Source organism: Siccirubricoccus phaeus, from assembly GCF_008360935.1.
Lineage (GTDB): Bacteria > Pseudomonadota > Alphaproteobacteria > Acetobacterales > Acetobacteraceae > Siccirubricoccus > Siccirubricoccus phaeus.
This window is the reverse complement of record NZ_SRXO01000002.1, coordinates 193,960-206,349: the sequence shown is the minus strand read 5'-3', so window position 1 is coordinate 206,349 and position 12,390 is coordinate 193,960. Positions and strand designations below refer to the sequence as shown.

The window sequence follows — 12,390 nt, the reverse complement described above, 5'->3', positions numbered from 1 at the left end:
GTCACATCCGGAACAGGCCGAAGCGGGTTTCGGGAATTGGCGCGTTCAGCGCGGCGGAGAGGCCGAGGGCCAGGACGCGCCGCGTCTCTGCCGGGTCGATCACCCCGTCATCCCAGAGCCGCGCCGTGGCGTAATAGGGATGGCCCTGCTCCTCATACTGCGCGCGGATCGGCGCCTTGAATTCCTCCTCCGCCTCGACAGGCCAAGTGCCGCCGCGCCCCTCGATACCGTCGCGCCGCACGGTGGCGAGCACGCTCGCCGCCTGCTCCCCACCCATCACGCCGATGCGCGCATTCGGCCACATCCAGAGGAAGCGCGGCGAATAGGCGCGGCCGCACATGCCGTAATTGCCGGCGCCGAAGCTGCCGCCGATGATGACGGTGAATTTCGGCACCGCGGCGGTGGCGACGGCCGTGACCATCTTCGCCCCATCCTTGGCGATACCGCCCGCCTCGTATTTGCGGCCCACCATGAAGCCGGAGATGTTCTGCAGGAAGACCAGCGGAATGCCGCGCTGGGCGCAAAGCTCGATGAAATGCGCGCCCTTCTGCGCGCTCTCGGAGAACAGGATGCCGTTATTGGCGACGATGCCGATGGGATAGCCCCAGAGATGCGCGAAGCCGCAGACCAGGGTCTGGCCGTAGAGCCGCTTGAACTCGTCGAATTCGCTGCCGTCCACCAGCCGGGCGATCACCTCCCGCACCTCGTAGGGCGTGCGGAGATTGGCCGGCACCACGCTGTACAGCTCCTCGGCCGCATAGCGTGGCGGGACGGGTTCGCGCAGCGCCACCGGCGGGCGCTTGACCGCGTTCAGGTTGGCCACGATGCGGCGGGCGATGCCCAGGGCATGCGCGTCATTCTCCGCATAATGGTCGGTGACGCCGGAGATGCGGCTGTGCACATCCGCGCCGCCGAGATCCTCCGCGCTCACCACCTCGCCCGTCGCCGCCTTCACCAGCGGCGGGCCGGCCAGGAAGATGGTGCCCTGGTTGCGGACGATGACGCTCTCATCCGACATGGCCGGCACATAGGCGCCGCCCGCAGTGCAGCTCCCCATTACCACCGCGATCTGCGGAATGCCGGAAGCCGACATCCGCGCCTGGTTGTAGAAGATGCGGCCGAAATGCTCGCGGTCGGGGAAGACCTCGTCCTGGTTCGGCAGGTTCGCCCCGCCGCTGTCCACCAGGTAGAGGCAGGGCAGCCGGTTCTGCTCAGCGATCTCCTGCGCCCGCAGATGCTTCTTTACCGTGACCGGGTAGTAGGTGCCGCCCTTCACCGTGGCGTCATTGGCGATGATGACGCATTCGCGCCCGGAGACGCGGCCGATGCCGGTGATGAGGCCGGCCGAGGGCACCTCCCCGCCATACATCCCCTGCGCCGCGAGCTGGCCGATTTCGAGGAAAGGCGAGACCGGGTCGATCAGCGCCCTGATGCGGTCCCGTGGCAGCAGCTTGCCACGGGAGAGGTGCCGCTGCCGCGCCGCCTCGCCGCCGCCCTGGCGCACCGCCTCGGCGCGCTCGCGCAGCTCGGCGACCAGCGCCCGCATCGCTTCGGCATTCGCCTTCGCCTCCGCGCCGCGGGGGTCCAGCGCGCTTTCCAGCACCGGCATCAGGCGGTCTCGGCGAAGAGTTCGCGGCCGATCAGCATGCGGCGGATCTCGCTGGTGCCCGCGCCGATCTCGTAAAGCTTGGCGTCGCGCAGCAGGCGGCCCGCCGGGTAGTCGTTGATGTAGCCATTGCCGCCGAGGGACTGGATCGCCTCCAGCGCCATCCAGGTGGCCTTCTCCGCCGCAAAGAGGATGGCGCCGGCGGCATCCTTCCGCGTGGTCCGCCCGGCATCGCAAGCCTTCGCCACGGTGTACACATAGGCCCGCGCCGCATTCATCACCGTGTACATGTCGGCCAGCTTGCCCTGCATGAGCTGGAACTCGCCGATCGCCTGGCCGAACTGCTTGCGTTCGTGGACATAGGGCACCACCACGTCCAGGCAGGCCCGCATGATGCCGAGCGGCCCGCCGGCCAGCACCGCGCGCTCATAGTCCAGGCCGCTCATCAGCACGTTCACGCCGCGGCCGACCGCGCCCAGCACATTCTCCTCCGGCACCTCGCAATCGACGAAGACCAGCTCGCAGGTGTTGGAGCCGCGCATGCCGAGCTTGTCCAGCTTCTGCGCCGTGCTGAACCCCTTGAACCCCTTCTCGATCAGGAAGGCGGTGATGCCGCGCGCGCCGGCCTGCGGGTCGGTCTTGGCGTAGACCACCAGCACATCGGCATCCGGCCCGTTGGTGATCCAGAATTTGTTGCCGTTCAGCAGGTAGCGGTCGCCGCGCTTCTCCGCCCGCAGCTTCATCGAAACCACGTCGCTGCCCGCGCCCGGCTCGCTCATCGCCAGGGCGCCGACATGCTCGCCGCTGATCAGCTTCGGCAGGTATCGCCGTCGCTGCGCCGCGTTGCCGTTGCGGCGGATCTGGTTGACGCAGAGGTTGGAATGCGCGCCGTAGGACAGCCCCACCGAGGCGGAGGCGCGGCTGATCTCCTCCATGGCGACGACATGTTCCAGGTAACCCATGCCGGCGCCGCCATACTCCTCCTCCACCGTGATGCCGAGCAGCCCCATCTCCCCCAGCCTGCGCCAGAGCGGCAGGGGGAATTCATTGCTGCGGTCAGTCTCGGCGGCCAGCGGCGCGATCTCGGCGGCGGCGAAGGCGGCGACCTGGTCGCGCAGCGCATCGGCGGTCTCGCCGAGGCCGAAATCGAGGCCGGGGATCTCGTTGCGCATGGCGTTCCCTCTGCTTGCCGTTTCGGGTCGGGCTTAAAAACAAACATACGTTCGTTTTTGGGGGAAGGGCAAGCTAGGGCATTGCAAGGGCCGCTTCCCGCTCATGTGCCGCCATTGGCGGAAAGCCGATCGGACAGCCATGACGATGGCCGCCCTCCTGCCTGTCAGCCCGGCTTCGTGGGCATCCGCCATTCCGGATCGCCCCGCCGCCAGGCGAAACCTCCGGCCAGGGGCGCCGGTTCTGCGTCAGGCGGGACCACTGCGTGAGTCAAGTTGGTTCGAACCTCGTCCGGCATAGCCGCCAAGATTTCGGCCTCTGCCGTAGCGAGGGTATCCAAATCGTCTTCCGTCGGGTTTGTTCCAAAATGCGCCTTGAGCGTGATAAGAGGCTCATGGACATCGATTTCATAAGAAACGGCGACCAACGAATTAGGAGTCGATCCGGCCAACGCCCAGGGAATGATACTTGGAAACTCATTTCTCCATGCTTCGGTTCTCTTGTTCATACTTAGTCCCTCCAACCATTGGGGCGAGCCGGCACTACATGGGCGCCATCTTTGGAATAATGTATAACCCCTCGCGTAGTAGGCGCACTTCTCCCATCTCGGTGTCGATAAATGCCTATCCTTTGGCCGCCGGTATCAAATCGCTCCAAGGAGCCTGGAGCACCTGGCCCTGAACCCCGGACTAGTTCTCCTCGACCCGAGAAGCGATTGAATTGATGAGATCCTGAACATCTACATCGCGGTCAATGGTACTCCGCCCAGGAAGATAGTTCCGATGCCCTTCAATGGCTTGCCCTGCTTGTCAGGCTCAAGCCGCGACGTGCTCGGGGCCTCGCCACGGGCTGCCTGCCCCGCGGCAGGCGGCCGCGCCGGCGCTTCCATGCGTGGCGCCTGAGTGGGCGCTCCCGGCGGCGAGGACGGACGTGATGGTCCACGGGTGAAGACCTTTTGGAGAGCCTGCAGCGCCGCTCTGAGGAGCCGGCTCTGGGCCAGCGTCTCATCGCCCTCGCCCGCGTCCTTGTCGCCGCCGATGGGCAGTTTGTCGCCGCCTCGCCCCTCGGGCGCCGAACGCTGATGGGCGCCGACATCCTCGACCTTACCATTCCGCACCCGCGTATAGGCCTGGACGAACACCACACCGCCGGATCGGCCCTTCTCGCCGTACAGCGCATCAAAGCCCTGGGTCACCCAGCGGCCGAAGGCGTCCCGTTCCGGATGCCCGGCCTGCCAGTAGCGAGGGTCCCGCATGGCGGCCCTCAGGCTCTCTTCGGTGACTGGAACTTCCGCCATGCGCAGCACCTCCTATGGCGCATGTATCTGGTTTGTTCTTATTATGTCAAGGAAATTATTCTTATTCTGTCAGTGCCACTGGCAGCGGCGCGCGCCCACAGGCCTCCTGGCATGCTCCCGTAGCGATGTCCCGATCACCGTCTTCGCTGGGAAGGCCCGGGAGGCGCGCCACGCGGCGAACCCGCCGGACGGCGCCGCGCAGTCGCGACCTGCGGCGCCCACCGTCCATGCTACCCTTCGCCGCAACCCGTCCAGGGACCATGGGGAGGAACCAGAATGACCCAGAACGCCACGCGGCGCGGCGTGCTCGCCGCCGCGCTTGCCGCCGGCGCCGCCATCCCGGCCGCCGCCCAGCGCTATGACCGCGGCGCCGCGCCCACCCGCTACCCGGATGCCGATATCGTCGCGCTCGACCCCAAGCGCTTCACCGCCCGCCTCGGCAACACCGCCATCCGCCGGATCAGCACCGGCTATGGCTGGGCGGAAGGCCCCGCCTGGCATGCCACCGGCCGCTTCCTGGTGTGGTCGGACATTCCGAACGACGAATGCCTGCGCATGGTGGAGGAGGACCACTCCGTCCATCGCCGCTTCCGCTCCCCCTCCGGCTTCTCCAACGGCAACACCTTCGACCGCGAGGGGCGGCAGATCGCCTTCCGCCATTTCCACCGCGACGTGCTGCGCTACGAGCCGAACGGCACCACCACCGTGCTCGCCTCAAGCGGCCCGGACGGCGCCTTCAACGCGCCGAATGACGGCGTGGTGCATCCGGAGGACGGTGCCCTCTGGTTCACCGACCCCGGCTATGGCGCGCTGATGAATTAGAGGGCAACCGCGTGCCGGAAGCCGCCAACAGCCCCCGCCCCTTCATCAAGGAAGCCATCTACCGCATCGACGGCCAGAGCGGCCAGGTGACCAAGGTGGCGGATGAGCCCTTCAAGCCCAACGGCCTGTGCTTCTCGCCCGACTACCGCCGGCTTTACGTCGCCGATAGCGGCCGCACGCATTACGACCAGGCGAAGAACATCATCTGGGCCTATGACGTGAACGGCCCGCGCCTCTCCAATCCGCGCACCTTCTGCGACATGGAGCTGGAGGGAAAGTCCGGCTTCGGCGACGGCATACGCTGCGACGAGGCCGGCAATCTCTGGGTCGGCGCCGGCTGGGTGGGGGATGGCTATGACGGCGTGCATGTCTTCGCGCCGGACGGGCAGCGGATCGGCCAGATCCGGCTGCCGGAGATCTGCGCCAATCTCTGCTTCGGCGGCGCCCGGCGGAACCACCTATACATGACGGCGAGCCAGTCGCTCTACATGGTGCCGGTGGAAACCCGCGGGGCGCATTTCTGCTGAGCAGCCGGCGACGGCATCTCGCCCATAGCGGCACAGGCGAGCGAGGGCCGAGCCCTGCCGGGGCATGATCCTGCGGATAGGATCATGCCCCGTCCCCTGCCCCGCATGCGATGCAGGCCTTCGGCGGTTCAGCCTTCCGACGTCACGCCTTGTCCGCCTTCGGCGCCGCCGCGGCGCGGCTGAAGCGGATGCGCACCTTCAGCCCCTTGCCCGGCTTCGACTCCACCTGCACCCGCGCCAGCGCATTCTGCTCCAGCGAACGGACGATCAGCGCGCCCAGCCGCCCCGGCTGCGGCCAGGTCATGCCTTCCGGCAGGCCGTTGCCGTCATCCGCCACCAGCACTTCGCAACCCGCTGCATCCACCAGGCTCTGCAGGGTGACGGTGCCGCCGTCCTTCCCGGTGAAGGCGTGCTTCAGCGCATTGGTCAGCAACTCATTCACCACCAGCCCGGCCGGCATGGCGACGTTCACCGAGACCGGCCAGGCATCCACCTTCAGCTCCAGCCGGATGCCGGAGGCGGCATGCGCCCCCATCACCGCGGAGGCGACCTGGCTGAGATAGCTGCCGAGATCGACCTCGGCCTCCGCCTTCTGCCCGTCCAGCGCCCGGTAGAGCAGCGCGATCGCCTCCACCCGCCCGGCCAGCCGGTCGAAGGCTTCCTCCAGCGGGGCGCCGCGGGCGGCGTTGCGGGCCTCGATCCGGATCAGCGCGGTGACGAGCTGCAGGTTGTTCTTCACCCGGTGCTGCATCTCCCGCAGCAGCAGGTCGCTGTCCTGCAGGCGCTGAACCAGGGCGCTCCGCTCCCCGGCGATGACATGGCTGATATCGACCAGGGCGAGCAAGCGGAAGGTGGGGCGGCCGGCCTCATCCTCGATCAGGCTGGCATAGGCTTCGAGGGTGGCGGGCTCCGCCCCCTCCCGCACGACGCGGAAGCTGCCGAGATAATCCTGCCCCGCTGCCGCGGCAGTGCCGAGAGGGGGCCCCTCGCCCAGCGCCTCGCCGGGCAGTGCCGCCCAGCCCTGGCCCTCCAGCGCCGCCTGGCCGAGGCCAAGCAGCTTCTCTGCGGCGGGGTTGGCGTAGGTGATCGCTTCCTCGCCTGCTGGCGGCAGGGCAGAGACGATCAGGGCGACGGGCACCTGGTCGAGAAAGGACCGGAATTGTTCGCTGCGCAGGGCTTCGGCCAGTTCCGGCGCCGCCAGCAATCCTTCGACCTCTGGCGGCTTGGCGGGTGGGTCCTCCATCTCGCTGCGGTAGTAATCCCGTCCGTGGAACACCAGCCCTAGGCCGATTGCCGCCTCGCCGCCAAACACATATTCGCGCGCTGGCGGAACTATTACTGCTACGACCAAGGGAAAGCGAAGGCTTCGCCCACCTCCTGGCACTCGCCGACCAGGACGTGGCCCCGACCCCACTCGAGGAGCCAACGCTTCAACCAGCAAGCACCGGGCGGAGTCCGGGGGAAGCCTTCCCCCGGGCCGGGGTCTGGGGCGGAGCCCTCAGTGCACCCGCTCCAGGCACATCGCCACACCCATGCCGCCGCCGATGCAGAGCGTGGCGAGGCCGCGCTTCGCCTCGCGCCGCTGCATCTCGAAGAGCAGCGTGTTCAGCACCCGCGCGCCGGAGGCGCCGATCGGGTGGCCGAGCGCGATGGCGCCGCCATTGACGTTCACCTTCGCCGGATCCCAGCCGAGATCCTTGTTCACCGCGCAGGCCTGCGCCGCGAAGGCCTCGTTCGCCTCGATCAGGTCCAGCGAGGCGATGTCCCAGCCCGCCTTCTGCAGCGCGCGGCGGCTGGCCGGGATCGGGCCGGTGCCCATGATGGCCGGATCGACGCCGGCGGTCGCCCAGCTCACGATCCGCGCCAGCGGCGCGATGCCGCGCTTCTTCGCTTCCTCGGCGGTCATCACCACCACGGCGGCGGCGCCGTCATTGATGCCGCTGGCATTGCCCGCCGTCACGGTGCCGTCCTTGGCGAAGGCGGGGCGGAGCTTCGCCAGCACTTCCACCGTCGTCTCCGGCTTCGGGTACTCGTCGGCATCCACCACGACCTCGCCCTTGCGGGTCTTCACCGTCACCGGCGCGATCTCGTCCCGGAAGCGGCCGGCCTTCTGCGCCTCGCCCGCCTTGCGCTGGCTGGCGGCGGCGAACTCGTCCTGCTCCTGCCGGGTGAGCTGGTATTTCTGCGCCACGTTCTCCGCCGTGTTGCCCATGTGGTAGCCGTGGAAGGCGTCCCACAGCCCGTCCTTCAGCATGGTGTCCACCAGCTCCAGCCCGCCCATCTTCTGGCCGGCGCGGAGGTTGGCGGCATGCGGCGCCTGGGTCATGCTCTCCTGCCCGCCGGCCACCACGATGGCGGCGTCGCCGCAGGCGATCTGCTGCGCGGCGAGGGCCACGGCGCGGAGGCCGGAGCCGCAGAGCTGATTGATGCCGAAGGCGGTGCGCTCCACCGGAATGCCGGCGGCGACGGCCGCCTGGCGGGCCGGGTTCTGCCCGGCGCCGGCGGCGAGGATCTGGCCGAGGATGACCTCATCCACCTCCTCCGTCTTCACCCCGGCCCGGGCCAGCGCCGCCTGGATGGCGACGGTGCCGAGCGCATGCGCCGGCAGCGAGGCGAAGGCCCCGTTGAAGCTGCCGACAGGCGTGCGCGCGGCGCTGGCGATGACGATTTCGGTCATGACGGGCACTCTCCCACCTCGTATTTGGGCGACAATGTGGCGCGCCCCCCGGCCAGCCACAAGCGACTCATGGGTGAAGCTGCCGCAGCCAGGCGAGGAAGGGGCGCCACAGCGCCGCCTCCGCCCCCCGCCCCGCCACCATGCCCACATGCCCGGCCGCGGCGCGGTGCAGCGCCGCCCCCGGCAGCAGCCGGGCCAGGGCCAAGGCGGAGGCTGGCGGCACGATGCGGTCCCGCGACGGCACGGCGAGGAAGGCGGGCAGGCCGAGCCGGGCGGGCGAAACCGCCTCCCCCGCCACGCGCCAGACGCCGCGGGCCGGGCTGTTGGCGCCGTACCAGCCGGCGAGGCATTCCCGCGCCACCGGAGCAACCAGCGGCACGCCATCGTTCAGCCAGTCCTCCAGCGCCCCGAAGCGGCGCGCCGCCGGCCCCTCGGGATCCAGCCGGGCGAAGCCGCGATATTTGGCGGCGACGCCGAAGGGGTCCGGCAGGGCGAAGAGGGCCTGCAGCGCCTCCACCGGCAGGGCGCCGGACAGCTCCAGCAGCGGCTCCAGCGCCGGCAGCGTGGCGGCGAGGGCGCGTGCTTCCGCCGCGCCGCCGGCCCAGAAATCCCAGGGCACGGCCCAGAGGGCGAGGGCCGCCACCCGGTCCGGGCAGCGCTGCGCTGCCGCCAGGGCCAGCAGCCCGCCCATGCAATAGCCGACCAGCACCACCTTCCCGCCCGTGGCGGCCACGGCCGCGGCCAGGGCGCGTTCCAGCCTGCCGGCGATGTAATCCGTCAGGGTGAAGCCGCGTTCCAGCGCCCCCGGCTCCCCCCATTCCAGCAGCAGCGGGCGGGCGCCGGATGCGGCCAGGAAGCGCAGGCAGGAGCTGTCCGGCAGCAGATCCAGCACCCGCGCCCGGTTGACCAGGGAGGGGACGACCAGCAGCGCCGGGCCCCCGGCGCCCCCGTGCCCGCCATAATCGCGCAGCGCGCTGCCGCCCTCGGTCCAGATGGCGGGGGGCGGGGGCGGGCCTTCCGGCGGGGCCTGGCGGCGATAGGCGGCGATGCCGCCGATCAGCGCCGCATCCTGCCGCGCCAGCACGCGCAGCACCGCCTCCTGGAAGGCCTCAGCCCGGTGGCCGCCGGCGGCGAGGGCGGCTGCGATCCGCGCCATTTCCTGCCTTCCGGCGCTCGAGCGCGGCCAGGCGGGATTCCAGCTCGGCGAGCCGGGCGAGGAGGGCGGGCTCCCCTTGTTGCTTCTCTTGTTGCTGCTGTTGCTCCCCTTGTTGTTCCCCTGGCACATCCCCGCCGGCCCCAGCAGCGGCAGGGCGGCCAGCGCCGCCACCCGCCGCATCCCGGCGAGGCTCAGATGCAGCGGCAGCGGGCGGGGGCCCCGGCGGGGCGTCATGCGGCGCAGCCTCCCAGGCGGGTTGCAGGGCGCGCCACCAGCCAAGGCCGAGCAGCGCGCTGCGACGCCACAGCGCCGCCAGCTCCGGGTCGGTTGCCAGCCCGGCCAATTCGGTCTGCCACAGCGTCACCCAGTCCTCGGCGAGCTGCTCGAGATCGGGCTCGCCCGCCTGTTCCTTCGGCCCGGTCATGCACCCTGCTTCATCTGCCCCGCTGCGTCCCCGTGCATCGCGCGTTTGTCGGCCCGTTCATGCGCGCCCTTGGTTCGGCCGGTCGCCCGCCCGTCCGGGTCAGGATAGCGCCGCGCCTCACCGGGCGCGACCGCACCCCAATCCGATCGAACCTGCCCCGCCCCGCTCTTTGCAGCGCACAAAAAACGGCTTCCAGTTCCGCCATGGCCACGGCTAGGCTGGCACTCCAGGAACGCTGGCATCGGGATAGAGAGAGACCATGGCCGAACAAGCCGCCCGCGCCGAACCCGCCGCTGCGCCGCAAACGCCGCCGGTGGTGGTGAAGAAATACGCCAATCGCCGCCTCTACAACACGGAATCCTCAAGTTACGTCACGCTGGAGGATTTGGCGAACATGGTCCGCGCCGGCCGCGACTTCGTGGTGTTCGACGCGAAGTCGGGCGAGGATATCACCCGCTCGGTCCTCACCCAGATCATCGTGGAGGAGGAGGCGAAGGGCGGTGCCAGCCTGCTGCCGGAGGGCTTCCTGCGCCAGCTCATCGGCTTCTACGGGGACAGCCTGCAAAGCGTGCTGCCGCGCTATCTGGAAGATGCGATGTCGGGCTTCGCCCGGCAGCAGGAGCAGATGCGCCGGGCCATGGGCCAAGCCATGGGCATGGGCGGCTTCCTGCCCTTCCCCGGCTTCGAGGAGCTGGGCAAGCAGAACATGGCGATGCTGGAACGGGCGATGAGCCTCTTCGCCCCCTTCCGCCCGGCGGACCAGGCGCAGACGGTGGAAGCGCTGCGCGCCGAGGTGGAGCGGCTGAAGCAGGAATTGGCCGAAGCGAAGGCGAAGTCCGGCCCCGGCTGAGGGGGGTGAAAATTTCGACAATTTCTCTATATAGAGAAGGCGCCGGAGAAGGTCGCCCCCTGGTCCGGGTCCTTTCTCTATCCCTGACCGGCTGGCAGAATCGTCATGTCGCCGGCGGAAACCGGTGCACCCAGGGCTGCTCCGCCAGAAGCGGCCTCGCGACGTGCCGCCAAGGTGCCGGTTCTGCGGGTCTAACTTTCTGTTTTCGTTCATCTTCCGGCAGGAGATAGCACCGCAGGTGCCGTCTCGAATTCCACCCGGCGCCTCCCCGGCCTGCCTCTGTGGGCGTCTCAGGCCGCGCCGTCTCGCTGGCTGGACGGTTCCCTCGCCCCCATCACGGCTTCGTCACGCGCCAGGGTGGAACATGCGCCGCGCCGCGGCATTCCCTGGTGAGAGATAGACATTGGGGGAAAGACGAATGGCGGGTTCCGAGACGGCAGAAGGCCGGCAAGGCGAGGCAGGGCGGCGGGCCGGCCCTTTCCGGCCCGGACAACGCGCGAATGCGGCAGATCGGCATGTCGGTGCCCGGATTCGTGAACGCCGCGTGATGATGGGACTGTCGCAGCAGCAGCTTGCCCGCATGATCGGCGTGACCTACCAGCAGGCCCATAAGTATGAGCGTGGGCTGAACCGGATCTCCGCCGGTCGGCTCTTCGAGATCGCCCAGGTGCTCGGCGTCACCGTCTCCTGGTTCTTCGACGGGCTGGCGACCGAGGTGGAGCCGCAGGAGATGTCCTCGCGCCAGCGCATGTGCCTGGAATTGGCGCGGAATTTCGCGCTGATCGACAATGAGAAGCACCAGGAGGCGCTGAGCCAGATGGCCCGCGCCCTGGCCGCCCAGAGCCAGAGCGAGGCCGTGGTGGCCGAGACCAGGGAGGAGGCGGACCTGCCCGAGGCCGCGGAAGCCCACTGAACGCCGGGTTCGCCGGCCGGCCGGTCCGCCGCATCCGGCTGGAGCAGGATTGGCCCGAACCGCGCCCAGCACCGCGGCGGCGCCCCTGGACGGGGGCGCTGACCGGGGCGGGGTTGCTGTTGCTGGGCGGTGTCGCCGGCTATGCGCTGGGGGTGGCGGGGCAGCCGCCGCAGCCCCGGCTGCTGCCGGTGCCCGAGGCCGGGCCGGCCGCGCCCTCGCTGGCGGAAGCTCCGGCGCCCCGGGGTGCGGCTGCGGGGTCGGACGCGGCCGCCCCGGGCAGCGCGCTGGAAACGGCGCGAGAGTCGCTCGCGACGGAACTCGCCACCCTGCGCACCGCCCTGGCAGAGGAGACCGACCGGCTGGCCGAGGCCATGCTGGCGCGCAGCGAGGCCGAGGCCCAACTCGCCTTGCTCCGCCGGCGCCTGGCCGGGGAGGCCCCGGAGGCACCCGACCCGGCGCCGGAAACGGCCCCGCCTGCCTCTGCCTCCGCCCCGGCCCGGGAGCCGCCGCAAGCCGCCGACCCGCCGCGCGAGGCGGCGCCGAGGCGCGAGCCGGCGGCGTACCGGTCGCCCCGGGTCTTCCTGCATTTCCCCGCCGGCGCGGCGGAGGCGGCGACCGGCACGGCGGCGCTGCTGCGCGATGCCGGCTTCGAACTTGGTGAGATGCGGGCCGTCACTGCGGCACCGGCGCATCGGGTGGTGCGGTATTTCCACGCGGCGGATGCCGCGGCGGCGGCGCGGCTGGCCGGGCGGCTCGGCCGCGGCTGGGCGATCCAGGATTTCCGCGGCTATGAGCCGGCCCCGCCGCAGCAGACGCTGGAGCTCTGGCTGCCCGACCGCTGAGCGGCCCCCCAACGGGCCCTGGCGGCGCGCCGCTGAAGCGCGCCGCCCGTTGCCCTGAAGCGGCTTCGCCGCTTCAGGCTGTGCGAAGCCCCGGCAGCACGGCGAC

Annotated in this window: 12 protein-coding genes and 1 pseudogene; 5 read left to right on the top strand and 8 right to left on the bottom strand. The window is 70.0% G+C overall.

Features of this window, described 5'->3' with window-relative positions; genetic code table 11:
* Window position 1: 1 nt before the first annotated feature.
* From E5N76_RS03380 to E5N76_RS31335, 5 genes and pseudogenes are all read right to left on the bottom strand, one after another.
* Window positions 2–1,609, bottom strand: coding sequence for a carboxyl transferase domain-containing protein (locus tag E5N76_RS03380; protein WP_149535895.1), 1,608 nt, complete (start codon window positions 1,607–1,609; stop codon window positions 2–4).
* Window positions 1,609–2,778 carry an isovaleryl-CoA dehydrogenase gene (locus tag E5N76_RS03375; RefSeq protein WP_149535894.1) on the bottom strand — a complete coding sequence of 390 codons (1,170 nt, stop codon included), beginning with the start codon at window positions 2,776–2,778 and terminating at the stop codon, window positions 1,609–1,611. Before E5N76_RS03375 ends, E5N76_RS03380 begins: the two co-directional genes overlap by 1 nt.
* A gap of 164 nt (window positions 2,779–2,942) precedes the next feature.
* Window positions 2,943–3,284, bottom strand: coding sequence for a hypothetical protein (locus E5N76_RS03370; RefSeq protein WP_149535893.1), 342 nt, complete (start codon window positions 3,282–3,284; stop codon window positions 2,943–2,945).
* A 2-nt stretch (window positions 3,285–3,286) separates the two neighbouring features.
* Window positions 3,287–3,469 (bottom strand): annotated as a pseudogene (locus E5N76_RS31340) (polymorphic toxin type 50 domain-containing protein); the annotation flags it as partial.
* Window positions 3,466–3,570, bottom strand: a complete 105-nt coding sequence (locus E5N76_RS31335) for a hypothetical protein (protein WP_408021691.1) — start codon at window positions 3,568–3,570, stop codon at window positions 3,466–3,468. The pseudogene E5N76_RS31340 and the gene E5N76_RS31335, both read right to left, overlap by 4 nt.
* Window positions 3,571–4,349: 779 nt before the next feature.
* On the opposite strand from E5N76_RS31335, the gene E5N76_RS31550 reads away from it, so the two are divergent.
* Window positions 4,350–4,895: an SMP-30/gluconolactonase/LRE family protein gene (locus E5N76_RS31550; RefSeq protein WP_268921282.1), complete on the top strand. Its 546-nt coding sequence runs from the start codon at window positions 4,350–4,352 to the stop codon at window positions 4,893–4,895.
* Window positions 4,896–4,906: 11 nt separating this feature from the next.
* The gene (locus E5N76_RS31545; RefSeq protein WP_268921281.1) at window positions 4,907–5,422 is read left to right on the top strand and encodes an SMP-30/gluconolactonase/LRE family protein; all 516 of its coding nucleotides are present in this window, start codon (window positions 4,907–4,909) and stop codon (window positions 5,420–5,422) included.
* Window positions 5,423–5,564: 142 nt separating this feature from the next.
* Here the strand turns inward: E5N76_RS31545 and E5N76_RS03350 are convergent, their stop codons facing one another.
* The 3 genes from E5N76_RS03350 to E5N76_RS03340 form a co-directional block, all read right to left on the bottom strand.
* A complete protein-coding gene (locus E5N76_RS03350; protein ID WP_235907555.1) occupies window positions 5,565–6,698 on the bottom strand; it encodes a sensor histidine kinase in 1,134 nt (377 codons plus the stop codon).
* A 222-nt stretch (window positions 6,699–6,920) separates the two neighbouring features.
* Window positions 6,921–8,099 carry an acetyl-CoA C-acetyltransferase gene (locus tag E5N76_RS03345; protein WP_149535891.1) on the bottom strand — a complete coding sequence of 393 codons (1,179 nt, stop codon included), beginning with the start codon at window positions 8,097–8,099 and terminating at the stop codon, window positions 6,921–6,923.
* Between the two features lie 67 nt (window positions 8,100–8,166).
* Complete coding sequence (locus E5N76_RS03340; RefSeq protein ID WP_235907554.1) at window positions 8,167–9,489, bottom strand: alpha/beta fold hydrolase; 1,323 nt, start codon at window positions 9,487–9,489, stop codon at window positions 8,167–8,169.
* Between the two features lie 449 nt (window positions 9,490–9,938).
* Here E5N76_RS03340 and phaR point away from each other — a divergent pair, with 449 nt between their 5' ends.
* The 3 genes from phaR (at window position 9,939) to E5N76_RS03325 (ending at window position 12,284) form a co-directional block, all read left to right on the top strand.
* Window positions 9,939–10,529, top strand: coding sequence for a polyhydroxyalkanoate synthesis repressor PhaR (gene phaR, locus E5N76_RS03335; RefSeq protein ID WP_149535890.1), 591 nt, complete (start codon window positions 9,939–9,941; stop codon window positions 10,527–10,529).
* Window positions 10,530–10,947: 418 nt separating this feature from the next.
* Window positions 10,948–11,442, top strand: coding sequence for a helix-turn-helix domain-containing protein (locus E5N76_RS03330; protein WP_149535889.1), 495 nt, complete (start codon window positions 10,948–10,950; stop codon window positions 11,440–11,442).
* 119 nt (window positions 11,443–11,561) lie between these two features.
* A complete protein-coding gene (locus tag E5N76_RS03325; RefSeq protein WP_149535888.1) occupies window positions 11,562–12,284 on the top strand; it encodes a hypothetical protein in 723 nt (240 codons plus the stop codon).
* Window positions 12,285–12,390 lie beyond the last annotated feature (106 nt).